Source organism: Hamadaea tsunoensis DSM 44101, assembly GCF_000428945.1.
Classification (GTDB): Bacteria; Actinomycetota; Actinomycetes; order Mycobacteriales; family Micromonosporaceae; genus Hamadaea; species Hamadaea tsunoensis.
The window spans coordinates 24,188-44,393 of sequence record NZ_AUAX01000035.1; the positions used below are offsets into that span (position 1 = coordinate 24,188).

Below are 20,206 nucleotides of genomic sequence, written 5' to 3' on the forward strand. Positions count from 1 at the left end.
GTCTTCCACCGCCCCCTGACATCCCGCTCGCCCCACGCGGATCACCTGCTCACGGGGCGCGTGAGAGAACGACGAATGTGCCTTCATGGTCCCGAAATGATCGAGACTCTTGTGCTTTTAGGAAAGTTTACTTATAACTTCATCCATGGGTGAGCCAGCTCACCGTCCTGCCGGTCGGCGTGGACGGCGGGCGGGCGAACCGCGGGGGGACAGCGCAAGACGCGCCGGACGCCACAGCGTACGGCCGCGGACAGGGATCAGCGACGCGCAGGAGAGTGCAAGTGATCTACAAACGCGCAAGTCTCGCCGCCGCGGTGGCGGCACTCGTCACGGCGGGGGCCGGAATCCTCGCCGCTACCGCCGTCTCCGCCCCGGCCCAGGCCGCGGCGAGCAGCGGCGGCGCCAAGTTCGCGTACTTCACGCAGTGGGGCGTCTACGGCAACGCGTACTACCCGAAGAACCTCGACACCTCGGGTGTTGCCGGCAAGCTCGACTTCCTCGTGTACGCCTTCGAGAACATCAGCCCGACGACACTGTCCTGCTTCGAGGCCACCTCGGCGGCTTCGCAGGACGAGAACAACCCGAACGCGGGCGACAACGCCGGTGACGCGTTCGCGGACTACCAGAAGTCCTACGGTGCCGACATCAGCGTCGACGGCGTCGCGGACGTGTACAACCAGCCGATCGTCGGCAACTTCAACCAGCTGAAGAAGCTGAAGGTGAAGTACCCGAACCTGAAGATCCAGCTGTCCATCGGCGGCTGGACGTACTCGAAGTACTTCTCGGACGCGGCGGCCACCGCGGCGTCGCGGCAGAAGCTCGTGTCGTCCTGCATCGACATGTTCATCAAGGGCAACCTGCCGGTCCAGGGCGGCTACGGCGGCACGGGCTCGGGTGCCGGGATCTTCGACGGCATCGACATCGACTGGGAGTACCCGGGCGCGCCCGGGCACACCGGCAACCACTACGCCGCCGCCGACATGCAGAACTACACGCTGCTGCTGCAGGAGTTCCGTACGCAGCTCGACGCGTACGGCGCCTCGGTCGGCAAGAAGATGTACCTGACCGCCGCGGTGCCGGCCGGCCAGGACAAGATCATGCACATCGAGACGAACAAGGTCGGCAACTACCTCGACTACGCCAACGCCATGACGTACGACATGCATGGCGCGTGGGACGCGACCGGCCCGACCAACCACCAGGCCCCGCTCTACACCGTGGCCAACGACCCGATGACCCCGGTCCCGCCGGGCAGCGGGAAGTACAGTGTGGACGCCGCCGTGAAGGCGTGGACCGCCGGCGACTCGTCGTACGGCATCGCGGGCGGCTTCCCACCGGCCAAGCTGACCGTCGGGTACCCGCTGTACTACCGCGGCTGGACCGGCGTACCGGCGGGGTCGAACCACGGCCTCTACCAGTCCGCGACGGGTGGCGCGGCAGGGCACCCGCTCTCGGGCAGCGTCGCGGGCGTCTCGTTCTACAAGGAACTCACCGGATTCGTCGACAACCCCTCGTACACGTACTGGGACGACGCGACGAAGTCGGCGTACTTCTACGACGGGACGACCTTCTGGTCGGGCGACAACGCGCAGTCCATCAAGGCCCGCGCGGACTACGCGCACTGCCAGGGTCTCGGCGGCGCCATGATGTACTCGCTGGAAGCCGGCGACCCGGGCCAGACCCTGTTCAACGCGGTCGTCAACTCCGTCAACGCCGCGACGCCCGGTTGCGTCGGACCGTCCTCCAGTCCGTCCGCCTCGACCTCGGCGTCCGCCTCCCCGTCGGCCTCGGCCTCGGCCAGCCGCTCGGCGAGCCCCAGCCCGTCCACGTCCCCGACCAGCGGCTGCACGGCGGCGGCCTGGGTGGCGGCGACGGCGTACAACGGCGGTGCGGTGGTGTCCTACAACGGCCACCAGTACACCGCGAAGTGGTGGACGCAGGGCAACCAGCCCGACCTGAACGTCGGCGACGGCAAGCCGTGGACGGACAACGGCCCGTGCGGCCCGACGACGTCCCCGTCGGCGTCTCCCTCGGCGTCCCCGTCGCGGTCGGCCTCGCCGTCCCCGTCGGTCAGCCCGTCCAAGTCCGCGTCCCCGTCGCCGTCCACGACCGGGTCCTACCCGGCCTGGACCGCGAACCACGCGTACGCGGCGGGTGACCTGGTCACGTACGGCGGGCACACCTACAAGTGCCTCCAGCCGCACACCTCGCTGGTCGGCTGGGAACCGCCGAACGTCCCGGCCCTCTGGCAGCTCATCAGCTGATTCTCTGAAACAAACTCTCTGAGACGAAGGCCGGCGCTCTCTCCCATGGGGCGCCGGCCTTTCCGCACCTCAAGATCAAATTCAAGATCTTTTTAAAGATTTTGTCCCGGGTTCGTCGATCTCACTTCCGCTCCTCCCGCGGGAGACCGTTGCGCCCCTATCGCTGCGCTCCGGGGACTCCACTGCCAGCACAGTGGGGCGAAGCATCGTTCACCGTCGTCCGGTCACCGTTTACCCCGAACCCCGCCCCGGCCTTTGTCGCGACTGTCCGAAATGGTGGTTGGGTGGGTCGGCTTGCTGGTGACCGTTCGCGGCGGGGATGTAGTTTTCGGGGCTGTTCTCTCGATCCATTGCGGCTGGGATGTCGATTCGGGCTGGTTTTCTACATCCGCCCGCTGTGGATCTTGGGTGCGGGTGCGTTTTTACATCTCGGCCGCTGTGGATCATGCCCAAGCCGTCAGGCCGTCCCGGGTGGTCCGGGATGCGGGAACGGTCTTCCGTCATGTGGGCGCCGGGCCTGGGTTTCTTGATCGTTTGCGGCTGGGGTGTAATTCTGGCCCGATCTGCATGATCGTTTGCGGGTCAGGTGTAGCAATAGCCGGTCAGTGCGCTCCGGAACCGTAAACGATCATGCGGGAGGCGGCTGTTCTGCACCTCAGCCGTAATCGATCACCCGCCCGACCGGGCGGGCGGCCGCACAAGTTGGACAGTCGGGACAAAGTCCGGTGGGGGTTGGGGTGAGAGGGTGACCGGGCCGCGGTGGATGATGCTTCGCCCCACAAACCTGGCAGTGGAGGTCCCGCCCGGGTTTGGCGGGGCCGGAGCGGTCTCCCGCGCGAGGAGCGGAGGTGAGATCGACGAACCCGGGACAAAATGCTCTCACGGATCTTTATTAGAACGACTTGAACGACCGGATCGGCATGCGGGGGCCGAACCGTGGCGCGCCGATGCCCTCGCGGAGCAGGAGTTGGCAGACGCGGCCGCGGTGACCTCGGAAGGGCTCCAGGAGTTCGAGCATCCGCTCGTCGGTGGCGCGTGGTTCGCCCGCGAGCGCCCAAGCGACCTGGTTCTTGAGGTGGTAGTCCCCGACGCTGACCGCGTCCGGATCGCCGTACGCGTTGCGCAGCACCTCGGCCGTCGTCCACACCCCGATGCCGTGCACGGCGAGGAGGCGTTGCTCGGTCTGTACGCGTTCGCGCAGCGGCCAGGGCTGCCGGGCGACGCGCAGGACGGTGTCGGCGCGCTTCTGTTCGAGGCCGAGCGGGTGGAAGTCGTAGTACCGCAACGCCGCCACCTGCTCCTGATGCGGCGGCAGGAGGAGGGACGCGTGCGGACCGGGCGCGGACTCCCGGAACTTGCGGACGATCGCCGAGTACGCCTGGTACGCCTCCTTCCCGGTGACCTTCTGCTCGCATATGGCCCGCAGGACGTGCGGGAAGACGAGGCCCGTGGCGGGCAGCCGGAGCCCGGCGTGCCGGCGGGCGAGGTCGGCGACGAGCGGATGGGCGGCGGCCAGCTCGGCGAAGGCGGTGAGGTCGTCGCGGAGCCCGTAGACGGCGTCCGCCCGGTCGAGGAACCACTCCGCCCCGTCCCCGTACGCTTCCGCGGTCCCGTCCGGGTGCAGGCCGAGCGATCCGGGCCCGGACGGCGTACGCCCGGCGAGCCAGAAGACGCCGTCGATGAACCGGACGGACGGGTCATGCCGGCCGAGGGACAGCTGGCCGAGCGAGCCGGCGAAGTCGTACCTCGCCGGCAGCTCGATGGTCCTGGTCAGCCGGTGCATGCCGACCATTGTGCCTGGGCGGCTCCCCTGGGCCCGTCTTCCGGATCATCCGTGGTCCAGGAGACGGGACTCTAGCGGGCCGAGGCGCTCACCAGTGCCCGCTGGAGGAGCTTGGTGTCGCCGAGCATCCGGCGCAGCCGCTGTTCCAGGCCGCCGATCGGGATGAGCTGCTGAGGTGCCCGCGGATCCTTGACGACGCTCGACGCGTACCGGGGGAGGGTCGCGCAGGACAGGTGGGCCAGGTCGATCGCGGCCTGCGGGGACAGCTCGGCCGAGCATTCGACCCGCACGACGCCCGACCAGGGGATCGCCATCCCGCCGGGCTGGCGCAGGTACCAGGTGTAGCGCGTCCAGCGGCCGCCGATCCGGAACACCGGCGTACGCTGCCCGGGCGCGAGCTCGCTGACGACCGGGAGCAGGTGGTCGGGCAGGTACTGCTTCTGCTGCGTCTTGGCGTAACCGAGGACGCGTGGGGGTGCGCCCGGTCCCCGGAGCGGGCCGTCGACCACGATCAGCTCGTCGCCGCCGTCGGCCAGCGTGGTGAGGACGTCCGCGGTGGTCTGCTGCTCCAGGTGCATCAGCGCGGACTGCGCCGCGGCCATCAGATCGGCGTCCTGGGCGCCCTCGATGAGCCTGGCCGTGTAGCGGATCGAGCCGCCGGCGGCCGCCACATCGGACTGGTCCCGGGCGGCGGTGAAGATGGTCCGCTCGACCTGTGCCGCCGCGACCTGGGCCCCGGTGGCGGTGCAGCGGACCACGCCGGCCGCGTACGAACAGGCCAGTCCGGGGTAGGGCGGCAGGCCGCCGGAGCCGGCCGTCCAGATACGTGCGTCGATCCGGCGTACGCCGTCGACCATGAGGACGGTGGCCGGCGGGGTGAGGCCGGCCGGCGCGCTGAGCGGGCGCCACTCGCTCGCGGGCAGCTCCACGTCGACGTCGAGTCCGTCGGCGGGGCTGCCCGGGGCCGCGTCGAGGCTCGCGCCGTACGACGGGTCCCAGGCATCGACGTGGAAGCTCATGGCCAGATTTCTACCCGATCCTGTCAACTCGGGCGGACCGGCCGTCTTTGCGTACCTCGAAGCGGACAGGTATGCGTTCGGCCAGCGCCGCGACGTGGGTGACGACGCCGACCATCCGGTCGCCGCGGGCCGCGAGGTTCTCCAGGGTGGCCGCCACCGTGTCCAGCGTGGCGGAGTCGAGCGTGCCGAACCCCTCGTCCAGGAGGATGGATTCGAGGCTGGCCGTGTGCGCCAGGCCGGCCAGCTGGTCGGCGAGGGCGAGCGCGAGCGCCAGGGAGGCCTGGAACGTCTCGCCGCCGGAGAGCGTACGCACGGCGCGGGTCAGCCCGGCGTCGTGGTGGTCGACGACGTAGAACTCCCGCGCCCGGTGCACGAGGTCGTACTGGCCGCCGGACAGCTCCTGCAGGATCGTCGAGGCGCCGAGGACCAGCGCGTCGAGGGCCTCCTCCAGCAGCCAGGCCTCGAAGTTGTTGGCCTTGAGGTGCTGGGCGAGCATGGCCGCGACGACCTTGTCGGCCTCCACGGCGGCGCGCTGCTGACGGAGATCGTCGGCCCGCCGCCGCGCGTCCAGTACGCGTTCCCGCCCCGCCGCCGCCCGCTCGACCGCGATGGTGACCGCCTTCTCCAGGCCGGCGATCTCCTTCGGCATCATGACCTCGGCGATCCGGAACCATTCGGCGACCTTGGCCAGCAGTTCCTGTTCGGTGCGGCTGGCCTCGGCCACAGCCTGCTCGGCGGCGGCCCGGTCGGCGCCGACCTTCCCGGCGGTCGTGGCCGCCCAGTCGGCCAGCACCTGCCACGCGACCCGCAGATCGTCGCGCTCGACCGGCGGCGGAGTGCCGATCGGGGCGACCGTGTCGCGGGCGGCGTCGAACACCCGCCAGGCCGAGCGCAGCTGATCCTCGGCGCGCTGCAGCTGCGTCTGGGCCGCCCGCTGCCGCTCGGCAGCCTGCTTGCGTTCCACTGTGGATCGTTCGAGATCGGTTTCGGCTTCGCGTCGTACCGCCAGGCGCGCGGCCAGCTCCTCGTCGCTGGGCGCGGTCGCGAGCGCCTCCTGGATCCGGGCCACCTGCTGGGCCAGTTCCTCGACCTTGGCGCGCACGGAGGCGAGCCGGCGGTCGGTCTCGCGGGCGGCCTGGTCGCGTTCGCCGCGCGCCGCCTCCGCCTTCTCCGCCGCCGCCCGAGCCTGCTTCAGGCGGTCCTGGGCGGCGACGGTGGCGCCGACCGACCGCTGCTGCGGCAGGGTCGTGACGATCTGCTCGCAGACCATGCACGCCTCGCCGGCATGCAGCAGCGGGCGCAGGACGGCGACCCGGTCGGTGTTGCGGGCGTCCTCGAGCACCTGCTGAGCGTGGCCGAGGGCGGTGGCCGCGCTGTCCGCCACACCCCGGACCCGGTCCAGGTCGCGGACGGCGGTGTCGTGCTCCTCCTGTGCCTTCGCGAGCGCGGCGGCGCCCTGCTTCTGCCGGGCCAGACCGGCGGCGAGATCCTGCCGCGACTTCACGAAAGCCTGGGTCTCGGCCGGGTCCGCGGTGGTCGCCAGCCGCGCCCTCGCCTTCTCCTCGGCCTCCTCGGCGGCGGTCAGCACCTCGGCCGCGGCCGACACCCGTTGCCGGGCCTCGTCGGCGGCCCCCGCGAGGTTGACCGCTCCGGCGTCCGGCCGGATCCGGCCGAGCGCGGCCAGCTGGCCGTCCAGGGTGGCGAGCTTCTCCACGGCGGCCTGCCGGCGCGCGTCCAGCGCCGTGAGCCGCGGCGCCTCGGCCGCCAGCCGGTCGGCGAGGTCGCGGACGGCGGTGACCCGGTCCTCCGCGTCGGCCAGCCGCTCGTCCGAGGACTCCTCGGTCGCCTCGGCCAGGACGCGCTCCGTCGCCGCCAGCTGGTTGACGGCGGCCTTCTCGCGCTCGGCGGCCTTCTCCCGGATCTTGTCGTAGACCTCCAGCCCGAGCAGCTTGACCAGGATCTCCTGGCGCTCGGCCGGCTTGGCGTGCAGGAACGCCGCGAACTCGCCCTGCGGCAGCAGGATGCACTTGATGAACTGGTCGTAGGGCAGGCCGACCACGTCCACCACGGCGCCGTCGAGCTCGTTCGGCGTACCGGCGAGGATCTGGCCCAGCTCGTCGATCGGCTCGCCGCCGTCGAGGGAGGCCGGATTGAAGTTGTTCGGCAGCAGCTGCAGACCCGCGTGCTTGGTCGCGACCCGGCCCTTGCCGTCGCGGCGCACGACCCGGCTCACCGCGTACCGGCGGCCGCCGGACTCGAAGATCATTCGAACGGCCGCCTCCACACTGGACGGAGCCAGCGCGTTCGCCACCGTCTTGCCGCTCCACCGCGGCACCTGGCCGTAGAGCGCGAAGCAGATCGCGTCGAGCAGCGTCGACTTGCCGGCGCCGGTCGGCCCGACGAGCGCGAAGAAGTCCGCGTCGGTCAGGTCGACGACCGTCGGCTCCCGGAAGACCGTGAACCCCCGCAGGTCCAGCCGGAGCGGGCGCACTCAGCTCACCTCCTGGTACAGCTGCTCGAACAGGCGCTGCGTCGCGGGATCGTCGTGGCCCCGGTCGCGCAGGTAGTCGGCGAAGAGATCGGTGGGAGAGCGCTCGGCGCGCGTCGTCCGGCTCGGCTTGTCCCCGTCCAGCAGGGCGGGGTCGACCCGGATCTCCAGCGCGCGCGGCAGCATCTCCTGCACCTTCTCCCGCAGCCCGGCGTGCGGCTTCTCCTGCACGATCACGCGCAGCCAGTCCTCGCCCGGCTCCAGCGAGGCCAGCTCCTCCAGCGTCCCCCGGACGGTACGCAGACGCGTCGTCACCGGCAGCGGCACGGCCCGGACGAGGGCCGTCGTGTCGGCGGTCGCCTCGACGACCGTCACCGACGGCTCGTTCTCGCCCTCGCCGAAGTCGATCGCGATCGGGCTGCCGCTGTAGCGCACCGGGCACGCGCCGGGCATCGTCTGCGCCCGGTGCAGGTGGCCCAGCGCCACGTAATGCGTGTTCGACGGGAAGACGGTGGTGGGGACGGCGTACCCGAGGATGGTGTGGGCCTCCCGCTCGCCGCCGCCCATCGCCGCGCCGACGACCGTCAGGTGCGCGGTCACGAGGTTCACCGCGGCCGGGTCGGAGAAGCCCTCGGCCGCGATCGCCGACAGCAGCCGGGCGAGGTGGTCGGCGTAGGTGCTGTGGGCCTCGGCCTGGGTCAGCTCGAACATGTCCAGCGCGCGGACCGCGTACCGCTGGGAGAGGAAGGGCAGGGCGATGCACCGCCACGGCTCGCCGCCCGGCGTGACCCCGGTGATGAGGTGGTCGTCCGGCTTGTCCGAGACCCGGCCGCGCAGGTGCAGGTTCTCGGTCTCGGCGAAGACCCGCAGCGCGTCGAGGGCCGGGCCGTTGTCGTGGTTGCCGGCGATCACGATCACCTCGGCGACCTGCCGCAGCGCCGCCAGCGCCCGGTAGACGACCTTCTGCGCCTCGGGCGTCGGTGCGGCGGTGTCGAAGAGGTCGCCGGCCACGATGATCAGGTCGGGCCGCTCCTCGCGGGCCACGCCGATCACCGCGAACAGCGCGGCCAGCTGCTCGTCCGACCGGGACTGTCCCTTGAGGACCTTCCCGACGTGCCAGTCGGAGGTGTGCAGGATCTTCACGCCGGAAGCCTCCCGGGGTCGCTGTGGATCAGAACGGGATGTCGTCGTCGGAGATGCCGCCGTCGCGGGCCGCGCCGACCACGGTGAACGGGTCGGTCGCGCTGACCATGCTGGCCAGCGTCGCCCGCGGGGCCGCGCCCGCCTCGGACGGTCGCGTCGCCCACGCCGGGAACGGGAACTCGACCGCCAGCGGCACCGGGATCTCCGGCTGCGCCACGAACATCGTGCCCGGCTTGGCCAGCAGCGCCCGCTGCCGTTGGGTCGGCGGGAGGAACCCGTATTCGGGGCGGGACGCCTCGGCGGGGTCGAGCCGGCCGACGACGCGGACCGCGGAGTTGGAGACGATGCGGCGCTCCACTTCGGACGCGGTCTGCTGGGCGCCGATCAGGATCACGCCGAGGGACCGGCCCCGCTCGGCGATGTCGAGCAGCACTTCCTTGATCGGGCTGGAGCCGTCGCGCGGCGCGTACTTGTTGAGCTCGTCGAGGACGACGAAGAGCAGCGGCTTGGCGGTGCCCGCCTTCTCCTTGCGCTCGAACTCGGTCTTCAGCGTGACGCCGACGACGAACCGCTGCGCGCGGTCCGGCAGGTTGTGCAGGTCGACGACGGTGACCTGGCCCGCCTCGGCGGTGCTGATCTGGTGCGCACGCCCGCCCGGCAGGTCGCCCCGGATGAGCCGGCCGAGGTCGCGCTTGCTGGCGATCAGCCGCCGCGCGAAGGCGTTGACCGTGCCCAGGCCGACCGCGCTGCCGGTCCAGCCGGACCGCGTCTCGTCGTCGTTGAGCTGCTCGACCACGTAGTCCACGAAATCGTCGTAGCTGCCGAGCCGGCGGCCGCCGATGCTCAGCGCGCCGCCCGCGGGCAGCGCCTCGCGGGCGAGGTGCGCGGTGACCGCGTGCACGACCATCGTGTACTGCTGGCGCTCGTCGTCGGCGTCGGCGAAGACGTAGGGCAGCAGGCGCTGCTCGGCGAACTCGGCCAGGGTCCAGTAGAAGGGGTCCACGCCGGTCAGCCGGCTCGCCACGTCCGGGCTGCCGGAGGGGTCGCCGGCCCGCGCCGGCGCGAACACCGTGACCTGCTTGAAGGCGCCGGCGTCCAGGCCGAGCTTGTGGTACGCCTCCCGCGTCGGCGCGTCCAGCCGGTTGTTCTCGTGGTCGAGGAAGAGGAGGTCCTCACCTTTGACGTTGAAGATCAGCGCCTTGGTGTTGGCCGATTCCGCCTTCGAGCCGAGCACACCCGAATTGAAGATCGAATAGAGCAGGAAGGTGGCGAAGCTCGTCTTCGTCGCGACGCCCGAGATGCCGGAGATGCTGACGTGCGCGCCCCGGCTGCCGTCCAGGAAGTCGGCGTTCAGGTAGAGCGGCGCGCCGTCGCGACCGGTGCCGATGGGCAGGCGGCGGCGCATCCGGTCGAAGCTGAGCGCCGCGTCGCGGGTCTCGCCCTCGGCCCGGTACGCGACCGCGCCCGGCGCCGGCGGCACGTAGACCTCGGGTTCGACCCGGGTGACCGTGATCTCGGCGGCCTCCTGGACCATCGCGGGCAGCATGCCGTCGGCGATGGCGAAGACGTCGGACTCGAACGCGGCGCCCTCGTGCCGGGCACGCACGGAGGTCACGACGCCGGAGATGGTGACCGTGCCGCGGTCGGGCAGCTCGCGCTGGGTGACCACGACGTCGTCGAGCTGCAGGTACGCGTCGGAGCCCACGGCGACCCAGAAGGTCAGCGGGCTCGCGTCCTGCGTTCCGAGCACGCGCCCGACCGGCGTGCCCGGAGATGCGTCGTTGCTGGGGGTGCGCGCGGGGAAGCTCACGAGACAAGACCCTAGTGCCAACCTGCGACAAGACCGGGCCGGCGGGGCGTGCCGAGTCGTTTTGGCGACACCGGACCACCCCGCCGGGCAGCGGAAACTCTCAATAGAGGTTCATCTCAGAACGGCGTCACGCGTACGCCCCACGGGCCGGTGACGTGCTCGGGGGTGATCGTCAGGGTGACGACCTGCCCCGCCTTCTCCCGCAGTCCGGGGAAGGTCGTGCCGCCCACGTCCGGTCCGGCGGCGGTCAGCGTGATCCCGCAGCTCTGCTGGCTGTAGAGCCAGAACGAGCAGGTGTCCACCTCGACGCCGTCGACCGTCGCCCGCAGGATGCCGGGGGTGGCCGAGCCCATCGTCAGATCGAACGATCCGGTCCAGATGATCTGCCGGGTGATCGGCGCGGTGACGTCGTCGGCGCTGGTGAACAGATCGTCGTCCAGGTTGCGGAGGTCGTCGCCGTGATGGGTGCCCACCGGGATCTCCAGCGAGGGCAGTACGCTCGGCCGTGGCGGCAGCGGGTACTCGTCGAAGGCCACCGACTCGCCCACCGCCACGCCGATCACGGCGTCGTCCGGTACGGCGATGGGCGAGCTGCCGGGTGTCGGTCCGTTCCGGAACGTCGCGGCCTTGTCGGCGGTGACGGTCAGCGTGGCCGGCGTGCCGAGCACCACCCCGTACTTCGACCATTCGTCGACCTTCCACCGCCCGGTGCTGCCGTCGCCGCCGTCGCTGCAGCTGAATCCGGCGAACCCCCGGCCGTTGAGCTTGACCTTCAGGAAGAGCTGGGTGCCCTCCGGCGCGTGGAACGAGCAGGAATGGAAGATCGTGATCTCGTTCGATGTCGAAGTCGGCGTCCACGTCAGCGTCAGCGGCCCCGCCGAGTACGCCTGCCGGCCCGACGCGATCACGCGCGCTCCGCTCGCGTACTCGGGGAAGCCGTTGATCGTCCTGGGGGACGGTGTGGCCGCCGGCGTGGGCGCGGACCGGTGGGCCGGCGTGCCGATGATCAGGCCGGTGACCAGGACGGCGACCGCGGCGACGGCGGCGACCGCGCTGGCGGCGAGGCGGCGCCGGCGCCGCACGATCCGCGCGCGTACCGAGATCATCCGCAGCCCGTCGAGCGACGGCGCGCCGGCGGAGCGCTGCTCCATGAGCTCCTTGAGGTCCATCACTTCAGCACTCCTTCCAGCGCGAACGCGTCGTCGACCCGCAGCTTGGCCAGGGCGCGGGCGGCCTGGCTCTTGACCGTGCCGAGCGAGACGCCGAGCGTCTCGGCGATCTCGGCCTCGGACAGTTCCTCGAAGTAGCGCAGCACCAGCACCGCGCGCTGCCGCCGCGGCAGCCGGCCCAGCGCCTGCCACACCTGGTCACGGGTGTCGACCTGGGCGGTCCGGTCGGCGACGGCGGCCTCCGGCAGGGTCTCGGTCGGCCGTTCGTTGCGCCATCGGCGCCGCCACCAGGTCGCATAGGTGTTGACCAGGATCGCCCGCACGTAGGGCTCGGGATCGGCGTCGATGCGCTTCCAGGCGCCCCAGGCCCGGACCAGGGCGGTCTGCAGGAGGTCCTCGGCGAGGGCCCAGTCATGAGTCAGCAGGAAGGCTGTTCGCAGAAGGCGCGGCGAGCGAGTCGCCACGAAGTCCTCGAAAGTCGAGTCGGACACCGGCATCTCTCCTCAGGGGTCGCCGATATTACGACCCGGCCCGGAGATAGGTTGCCCGGCGCCGACCCGATTTTCCGCGGGCCCGCGACCGGCGGGACCTCAGCGCGAACGCCGGTACCGCAGGAGCAGCGCCCCCTCGGCCGGCAGCGCGTGTACCAGCCGCAATCCCCGGGCGGCATGCTGCTGCCCGGTGACCAGCCGGGGCGCGCCCGGCCCCGCGAGCAGCGGCGCGAGCGTCAGGCACACCTCGTCCACCTCGTCCCGCGCGGTCAGCCACCCGGTCAGCCCGGGTCCGCCCTCGCACAGCAGATGGGTCAGCCCCAGTTGCCGCAGCGCCGCGACCGGCTCCTCGGTGCCGACCAGATCGGCCACGCCCGCCAGCGGATGGCCGGCCGGCGCCGCCCGCGTCACGATCAAGGGCCGCACCGGCGCGGACGCCAGCGCCGGATGTCCCGGATCCAGGTCCAGGCGGTTCGAGAAGACCACCAGCCTCGGGTACGCCGAGAGCCCCGCGCCGACGCGCCACTCCCGTCGCGCCGCGTCCAGGGTCAACGGCCGGTACGCCTCCTGCCGGAACGTCCCGGCCCCGACGAGCAGCGCGTCGCAGGTCATCCGCAGCAGCCGGAAGACCTCCTTGTCGGCCGGGCTGGACAGGGCGGTGGACAGCCCGTCCACGGCGGCCGCCCCGTCGACGCTGGTCACAAAGTTGATCCGCACCCCCGGCGTACGCGGATACCGGGCCAGCAGCCACTCGTCGATCACGGACGGAATTATCGCGGGCTGGTGACGAGGACGAGCCGGTCGCCCTCCCGAAGGCTCTGGACCCGGCCGTACGGCAGGGCGTGCCCGTCGCGCAGGACCGCGATCACGGGTTCGGGGCAGTCGCGTACGGAGCGGCCGACCTCGGTCGCGGCGACGGGACGTTCGATGAGGTCGAGTCCCTCGCCGTGGATGAGCAGGTCGTTGAAGACCTCGCTGATCGCGGGGGAGCGGGCGGCCACGCCCAGCAGCCGGCCGGCGGCCTCGGACGACGTGATCACCGCGTCCACCCCGGAGCGCAGCAGGAGCGGCTCGTTCTCGGCCTGCCGGATGGCGGCCACGACCGTGCACCTGGTGTTCAGCTGGCGGACGGTCAGGGCGACGAGGACGGCCGTGTCGTCCCGGTCGGTCGCGACGATGACCTTGTCGGCCGTCTCGACCGCCGCCTTCCGCAGCACCGCACCTCTCGTCGCGTCCCCGAGTACGCCGGCGAACCCGTCGTGGTTGGCCTCGTCGACCCTGGCCGTGTGGGTGTCGACGACGACGAACTCGGCCGGCGTGTGCCCGTGCTCCAGCAGCGTCTTGATCGCCGTGAAGCCCTTGGTGCCGTAGCCGACCACGATCGTGTGCCCGCTCAATTGCTGCCTCCAGCGGTTGCGCCGCAGTTGGTCGCGCGTACGCCGGGTGAGCACCTCGAACGTGGTGCCGACCAGGACGGCCAGGAAGGCCACCCGCAGCGGCGTGATCAGCACGATGTTGGTGATCCGGGCGGCGTCGCTGACCGGGACGATGTCGCCGTAGCCGGTCGTCGACAGGGTCACGGTCGCGTAGTACAGGGCGCCCAGCCAGGTCAGCCGGTCGTGGTTGGCGTCCTTGTAGCCATTGCGGTCGAGCATGACGACGAAGACGACCAGGATGAGGATCGCGATCGCGTACCCGACCCGGCGGCCGATCTGCTTCAGCGGCTGGGTGACAGCCCGCTCGGGCAGCCGGATCGCACCCCGGTCGGTGTCCTCGGGCGTACCCTCCTCCGCCATGTCCACACTGTATGCGGCCTATAGGCGATTCATGCCGAGTTCACAGGCGCGTCGCCGCCGTTCGGCCGGTACGCGATTGGACCGGTCGGCGGAGGCGTCACTGGTCGGAAGGCGTGACCTCGGTATCGACCCGGGTAACAACTTGGGAACGCTCCCATCCGCCGCTTGACACCGATGTAACCTCACGGCAATCTCATGGGAGCGCTCCCGGCTGTGTGGTCCACGCCACTCCGAGCAGCGAGCGGATCCACCCCCACCTGCACTGACATCGACCTGAGAGGGGTCTTTCGATGGGCGTAACCCCGCGCCGCCGTGCCCTCGCGGCGGCCGCTGTTCTCGCCGTGGCCGCCCTGGGCCTTACGGCTTGCGGCGACAGCAAGGACAAGTCGTCCTCCGGCTCGGAGCAGATCACGTTGAACGTCGACGTGTTCGGTAACTTCGGTTACGAGGAGCTCTACAAGCAGTACATGCAGGAGCACCCGAACATCAAGATCGTTGAGCGCGGTACGGGCTCCCAGCTGGGTGACTACACCCAGCAGGTGACGCAGCGCCTCGCGGCCGGCAGCGGCCTTGGGGACGTCATCGCGATCGAGGAGGGCATGAGCATCGACATCATGGCCAAGTCCTCGAACTTCGCGGACCTGGGCCAGTACGGTGCCAAGGACCTCGCGGGCAACTTCCTCGACTGGAAGCAGAAGGCTGTCACGACCTCTGATGGCAAGATCATTGGTCTCGGCACCGACGTCGGCGGCATGGCCATGTGCTACCGCACCGACCTGTTCGCCAAGGCGGGCCTGCCCACCAACCGTGATGACGTCTCCAAGCTGTGGCCCACGTGGGACGACTACATCAACGTCGGCAAGACCTTCAAGTCGAAGGTCCCGGACGCGGGCTTCATCGACGCCGTCACCAACACGTACAACTCCATCCTGATGCAGGAGGCCGGCAACACCACCGGCTACACCTACTTCGACCCGCAGGGCAACTACGTCGCGGACAGCAACCCGGCCGTCCAGAAGGCCTGGAACACCTCGGTCGCGATCCTGAACGCCGGCCTGTCGGCGAAGCTGCAGGCGTGGACCGACCAGTGGAACGCGGGCTTCAAGAACGCCAAGTTCGCGACCATCGCCTGCCCCGCCTGGATGACCGGCTACATCACCACCCAGAACGGCGACGCCGGCAAGGGCAAGTGGGACATCGCCAAGGTCCCGGGCAACGGTGGCAACTGGGGCGGCTCCTGGCTCGGCGTGCCGAAGCAGAGCAAGCACCAGAAGGAGGCCGCTGAGCTGGCCAAGTTCCTGACCAGCCCGGCCGGTCAGATCGCCGCCTTCAAGTCGAAGGGCAACCTGCCCTCCTCGCCGCAGGCGCTGGACGACCCGGCCGTCAAGGCCGCTGTGAACGAGTACTTCAGCAACGCCCCCACCGGCCAGATCTTCGGTGACGGCGCGAAGCAGCTGAAGCCCGTCTACCTGGGTGCCAAGAACGTTCCGGTCCGCACTGCGGTCGAGAACGCGCTGCGCACCGTCGAGCAGGGTACGCGCCAGGCGGACGCCGCCTGGGCCGCGGCTGTCGCGGACGGCAAGAAGGCCGCCGCGTAACCAGGTTTCACGCAGGGCGCCGGTACGCGGGGCAAGCCGCGTACCGGCGCACAGCTACCTTGGGAGTAGTTCCAATGACCCTGCCGACCACGGCACCCCGGCCGACGCGTTCGGACCGGCGCCCGGCGGACCGCGAGCTTCCGCGGCCGGGCTGGGGGCGGTTCAGCAAGCTGGACACGAAGGCTTCGCCGTACCTCTACATCGCCCCGTTCTTCATCCTCTTCGGGATCTTCGGCGCGTACCCGCTCGTTTACACGGCCTGGGTCGCGCTGCACCACTGGGAGGTCGGCGCCGACACCCACACGTTCGTCGGGCTCGACAACTTCACGAAGATCCTGTCCGACTCGGACTTCTGGAACGCCGTCTACAACACGGTCGGCATCTTCGTGCTGTCGACGATCCCCCAGCTGCTGCTCGCGCTCGTCCTGGCGAACGCGCTCAACAAGCGGATGCGGGGCCGCACGTTCTGGCGGATGGGTGTGCTCATCCCGAACATCACGTCGGTCGCGGCCGTCTCCATCGTCTTCAGCCAGCTGTTCGGCCGGGACTTCGGCTTCATAAACTGGATCCTGCACTTCTTCGGCGTGCAGCCGTTCGAGTGGCAGGCGTACAAGTGGTCGTCCTGGATCGCGGTGTCCACGATGGTCGACTGGCGCTGGATCGGCTACAACGCGTTGATCTACCTGGCCGCCATGCAGTCCATCCCGAAGGACATCTACGAGTCGGCCTCGCTCGACGGCGCCTCGTCGCGGCGGCAGTTCTGGACCCTGACGGTTCCCATGCTGCGGCCCACGATCATCTTCACGGTGATCATCTCGACCATCGGCGGCCTCCAGCTGTACGCCGAGCCGCTGCTGTTCAACGGCGGCACGAACCCGTTCCTCGGTGGAACGCTGCGCCAGTCGCAGACGGTGACGATGTACCTGATGGAGCAGTTCTTCGGACGGTTCCAGTTCGGTGACATGGCCGCCGTGGCCTGGCTGCTGTTCCTGCTCATCATGATCTTCGCCGGGATCAACTACCTGATCACCTCCCGGCTGGAGCGCTCCGACAAGAAGTCGAGCAAGAAGCGCGGAGGTACGCGATGACCACGACCGCCGTGCGTACGCCCAGGTCGACGCCGACCCCGCCGGCGCCCAAGCGTCGCGGACGGGACATGTTCGCCGCGACGCCGCTCACCTACGTCATGATCATCGCGACCGTGGCCATGTCGGTGTTCCCGCTGTACTACATGATCGTGGTCGCGACGCGGACGAACGACACCGTCGCCAGCATCCCGCCGCCGCTCACGCCGGGCGGCAACCTCGGGTCGAACATGTCGCGCCTGCTCAACAACGAGAACGCGCAGTTCCTCACCGGCATGATGAACTCGGCGCTGTCGTCGCTGATGGTGACCGTGTCCGTGGTGTTCTTCTCGACCCTGGCCGGGTTCGCCTTCGGCAAGCTGCGCTTCCGCGGCCGCAACAAGTTCATGCTGGCCATCCTCATCACGATGATGGTCCCGGCGCAGCTCGGCGTCGTGCCGCTGTACATGCTCATGAACGACCTGGGCTGGACCGGCCGGCTGCCGGCCGTCACGGTGCCGTTCCTGGTCAACGGCTTCGGCGTGTTCATGATGCGGCAGTACGTCACGCAGTCGGTGCCGGACGAGCTGATCGAGGCGGCCCGCGTCGACGGCTGCAACACGTTCCGCATCTACTGGAGCGTGGTCCTGCCGGCCCTGCGGCCGGCCATCGCGGTGCTCGCGCTGTTCACTTTCATGGCGCAGTGGAACGAGTTCTTCTGGGCGTCCCTGGCCATGAACGACCCGTCCAACCCGACAGTCCAGATTTCGCTCAAATTGCTGTCGACCGGCTACTACAACGACTATGCGCAGGTGTTCGCGGGTACGCTGCTGTCCATCCTGCCGATGTTCATCGTGTTCATCGTTTTCGGCCGCCAGATCATCGGCGGCATCATGGAAGGTGCACTCAAGGCGTGACCAGCGACAACCGGACCTTCCCGGCCGACTTCCTGTGGGGTGCGGCCACCGCGTCCTACCAGATCGAGGGGGCCGTCGCCGAAGACGGCCGCGGCCCGTCGATCTGGGACACGTTCAGCCACACTCCCGGCCGGACGGTCAACGGTGACACCGGAGACGTGGCCGACGATCACTACCACCGAGTCGCCGAGGACGTCGCCCTCATGGCCAAGCTCGGGCTCAAGGCGTACCGGTTCAGCACGGCGTGGCCGCGCATCCAGCCGGACGGCCGGGGCCCGGCCAACCAGGCCGGCCTCGACTTCTACTCCCGCCTCGTGGACGAGCTGCTCGCCAACGGCATCCAGCCGTGGGTGACGCTCTACCACTGGGACCTGCCGCAGGCCCTGGAGGACCTCGGCGGCTGGCCGTCGCGGGAGGTCGCCGAGCGCTTCGCCGAGTACGCCGAGATCACGCACGCCGCCCTGGGCGACCGGGTCCGGCACTGGATCACGCTCAACGAGCCGTGGTGCACCGCGTACCTCGGCTATGGCAACGGCCACCACGCGCCGGGCCGCACGAACGGCGCGGACGCCCTCGCGGCGGTGCACCACCTGAACCTCGCGCACGGCCTCGCGGTGCGGGCGATCCGCGCGGCCGATCCGGGCGCGCAGGTGGGTGTCACGCTGAACCTGCACTCGCTGCTGGCCAAGACGGACTCGGCCGCCGACCAGGACGCGGTACGCCGCATCGACGGCATCGGCAACCGGGTGTTCCTCGACCCGATCTTCAAGGGCGAGTTCCCGGCCGACGTGGCGCGGGACGTGGCCGGGCTGACCGACCTGTCCTTCATCCAGGACGGTGACCTGGCGACCATCGCCGCTCCGCTCGACTTCCTCGGCGTGAACTACTACAGCCGCAGCGTCGTCAGCGGACCCGAGGACGACGAGGGCTTCCACGACTCGCACAGCGGGGCGTGGCCGGGCAGCGACAAGGTCCAGTTCCACACCCGAGGCCTGCCGGTGACGCAGATGGGCTGGGAGATCGACGCGCCCGGCCTGACCGCGCTGCTGGAGCGGGTGCACGCCGAGTACGGCCCGATCCCGCTCTACATCACCGAGAACGGGGCCGCGTACGCGGACGAGGTGGGCGCCGACGGCCAGGTCGCCGACCCCGACCGGATCGCGTACTACGACCTGCACCTGCGCGAATGCGCCCAGATGGCGGCGGACGGCGTACCTCTGCGGGGGTACTTCGCCTGGTCGCTCATGGACAATTTCGAATGGGCGTGGGGCTACGAGAAGCGGTTCGGACTGGTCCACGTCGACTACGCCACCCAGGTACGCACGCCGAAGGCGAGCTTCTCCTGGTACGCCGACGTGATCAGGAACAACGCCTTGATCACAGCACCGGATACCGGGAAGTAGAGTTCACAGGTATGGCAGCCACCCCGCGCGCCCGGTCGGCCGGGCGACCCACGCTGGACCAGGTCGCCGCCCATGCGGGCGTCGGCCGTGGAACGGTGTCCCGCGTCGTCAACGGTTCCCCACAGGTCAGCCCGGAAGCCCGGGCTGTCGTGGAGAAGGCGATCGAGGAACTGGGTTACGTGCCGAACCGGGCCGCGCGGGCCCTGGTCACACAGCGTACGGATTCGGTCGCGCTGGTGGTCTCCGAGTCCGGTGAGCGGCTGTTCGCCGAGCCGTTCTTCGCGGCCATCCTGCGCGGCATCTCCAACGCCCTGTCCGACACCCAGCTGCAGCTCTGGCTGGCCATGGCGCAGTCGCCGGCCGAGCGGCACCGGGTCGAGCAGCACCTGACCGACCAGCACGTGGACGGCGTACTGCTGCTGTCGCTGCACTACGCCGATCCGCTGCCGAACATGCTCGAATCGCGCGGCCTGCCGACCGTGATCTCGCCGCGGCCGGCCGACGGCGAGGGCTACTTCGTCGACGTCGACAACGTCGGCGGCGGCCGGATCGCCACCGAGCACCTGATCTCCTCGGGCCGCCGCACGATCGCCACCATCGCCGGTCCGCCCGACCTCGCCCCCGGCGTCGACCGCCTCGCCGGCTACGAGCAGGCCCTGCACAACGCGAAACTCCCGGTCCGCGACGAGCTCATCGCCCGCGGTGACTTCTCCGAGGCCTCCGGGTACGCGGAGATGCAGGCGCTGCTGGAACGCGTACCGGGGATCGACGCGGTCTTCGCCGCCTCGGACGTCATGGCCGCCGGTGCCCTGCGGGCGCTGCGCGAGGCCGGCCGGGTGGTGCCCCGGGACGTGGCCATCGTCGGCTTCGAGGACTCCGTCGTGGCCCGCCAGACGGATCCGCAGCTGACCAGCGTCTTCCAGCCGGTGGAGGAGATGGGCCGGCAGATGGCCCGGATGCTGGTCGACCTCATCCGGGGCGAGCAGCCGCCGAAGACGGTGCTGCTCGACACCCACCTCGTCCACCGCGCCAGCGCCTGACCCGCGCCCTCACTCTCGCCCCGACCCTCGCCCAAGATCCGCCCCAAGATCCCGTTTGGATCAGGGATCCGCACGTAATCTTGGTCCAAGATTCGGGTGATTTCCCTGACCCAAACGGGATCCTGGGGGGCGGATCTTGGGTGGATTTGTCGCCGTGATGGGCAGGCAATCGGCGCGTAACGCCAATGGGGCATTCTGGACGTCATTCTTCTGCGGAACAC

Annotated in this window: 15 protein-coding genes; 6 read left to right on the forward strand and 9 right to left on the reverse strand. The window is 70.1% G+C overall.

All coding sequences use genetic code 11. From position 1 onward, the window contains the following. The first annotated feature begins 281 nt into the window (after nucleotides 1-281). The gene (locus G401_RS58455) at nucleotides 282-2,264 is read left to right on the forward strand and encodes a glycosyl hydrolase family 18 protein (protein WP_064741923.1); all 1,983 of its coding nucleotides are present in this window, start codon (nucleotides 282-284) and stop codon (nucleotides 2,262-2,264) included. An 892-nt stretch (nucleotides 2,265-3,156) separates the two neighbouring features. Here G401_RS58455 and G401_RS0134325 read toward each other — a convergent pair. From G401_RS0134325 to G401_RS50375, 9 genes are all read right to left on the reverse strand, one after another. Continuing rightward, the gene (locus tag G401_RS0134325; RefSeq protein ID WP_027346053.1) at nucleotides 3,157-4,056 is read right to left on the reverse strand and encodes a DNA-3-methyladenine glycosylase family protein; all 900 of its coding nucleotides are present in this window, start codon (nucleotides 4,054-4,056) and stop codon (nucleotides 3,157-3,159) included. Nucleotides 4,057-4,118: 62 nt separating this feature from the next. Beyond that, nucleotides 4,119-5,066 carry a hypothetical protein gene (locus tag G401_RS0134330; RefSeq protein ID WP_027346054.1) on the reverse strand — a complete coding sequence of 316 codons (948 nt, stop codon included), beginning with the start codon at nucleotides 5,064-5,066 and terminating at the stop codon, nucleotides 4,119-4,121. A 10-nt stretch (nucleotides 5,067-5,076) separates the two neighbouring features. Further along, on the reverse strand, nucleotides 5,077-7,557 hold the full coding sequence (locus G401_RS0134335; RefSeq protein WP_027346055.1) for an AAA family ATPase: 2,481 nt from the start codon (nucleotides 7,555-7,557) through the stop codon (nucleotides 5,077-5,079). After that, entirely contained in the window at nucleotides 7,558-8,697 is a 1,140-nt protein-coding gene (locus tag G401_RS0134340; protein ID WP_027346056.1) for an exonuclease SbcCD subunit D, read from the reverse strand. Nucleotides 8,698-8,725: 28 nt separating this feature from the next. Beyond that, entirely contained in the window at nucleotides 8,726-10,507 is a 1,782-nt protein-coding gene (locus G401_RS0134345) for an ATP-binding protein (protein WP_027346057.1), read from the reverse strand. A 116-nt stretch (nucleotides 10,508-10,623) separates the two neighbouring features. Beyond that, entirely contained in the window at nucleotides 10,624-11,676 is a 1,053-nt protein-coding gene (locus G401_RS0134350) for a hypothetical protein (protein ID WP_027346058.1), read from the reverse strand. Next, nucleotides 11,676-12,167, reverse strand: a complete 492-nt coding sequence (locus G401_RS0134355; RefSeq protein ID WP_245601958.1) for a SigE family RNA polymerase sigma factor — start codon at nucleotides 12,165-12,167, stop codon at nucleotides 11,676-11,678. Before G401_RS0134355 ends, G401_RS0134350 begins: the two co-directional genes overlap by 1 nt. 99 nt (nucleotides 12,168-12,266) lie before the next feature. Next, a complete protein-coding gene (locus G401_RS0134360; RefSeq protein ID WP_245601959.1) occupies nucleotides 12,267-12,929 on the reverse strand; it encodes a dihydrofolate reductase family protein in 663 nt (220 codons plus the stop codon). A gap of 8 nt (nucleotides 12,930-12,937) precedes the next feature. After that, on the reverse strand, nucleotides 12,938-13,963 hold the full coding sequence (locus tag G401_RS50375; RefSeq protein ID WP_034594000.1) for a potassium channel family protein: 1,026 nt from the start codon (nucleotides 13,961-13,963) through the stop codon (nucleotides 12,938-12,940). A 290-nt stretch (nucleotides 13,964-14,253) separates the two neighbouring features. Between G401_RS50375 and G401_RS0134370 the strand changes: the two genes are divergently transcribed. The 5 genes from G401_RS0134370 to G401_RS0134390 all read left to right on the forward strand — a co-directional run bounded on the left by G401_RS0134370 (nucleotide 14,254) and on the right by G401_RS0134390 (nucleotide 19,985). After that, nucleotides 14,254-15,561: an ABC transporter substrate-binding protein gene (locus G401_RS0134370; RefSeq protein WP_027346060.1), complete on the forward strand. Its 1,308-nt coding sequence runs from the start codon at nucleotides 14,254-14,256 to the stop codon at nucleotides 15,559-15,561. Between the two features lie 74 nt (nucleotides 15,562-15,635). Beyond that, nucleotides 15,636-16,649 carry a carbohydrate ABC transporter permease gene (locus tag G401_RS50380; protein ID WP_051367568.1) on the forward strand — a complete coding sequence of 338 codons (1,014 nt, stop codon included), beginning with the start codon at nucleotides 15,636-15,638 and terminating at the stop codon, nucleotides 16,647-16,649. 68 nt (nucleotides 16,650-16,717) lie between these two features. Continuing rightward, nucleotides 16,718-17,542 carry a carbohydrate ABC transporter permease gene (locus G401_RS0134380; RefSeq protein ID WP_027346061.1) on the forward strand — a complete coding sequence of 275 codons (825 nt, stop codon included), beginning with the start codon at nucleotides 16,718-16,720 and terminating at the stop codon, nucleotides 17,540-17,542. Further along, nucleotides 17,539-18,945 (forward strand): GH1 family beta-glucosidase, encoded by a 1,407-nt coding sequence (locus G401_RS0134385; RefSeq protein WP_027346062.1) that lies wholly within the window; start codon nucleotides 17,539-17,541, stop codon nucleotides 18,943-18,945. Before G401_RS0134380 ends, G401_RS0134385 begins: the two co-directional genes overlap by 4 nt. 11 nt (nucleotides 18,946-18,956) lie before the next feature. Beyond that, nucleotides 18,957-19,985 (forward strand): LacI family DNA-binding transcriptional regulator, encoded by a 1,029-nt coding sequence (locus G401_RS0134390; protein WP_027346063.1) that lies wholly within the window; start codon nucleotides 18,957-18,959, stop codon nucleotides 19,983-19,985. The last annotated feature ends 221 nt before the right edge of the window (nucleotides 19,986-20,206 follow it).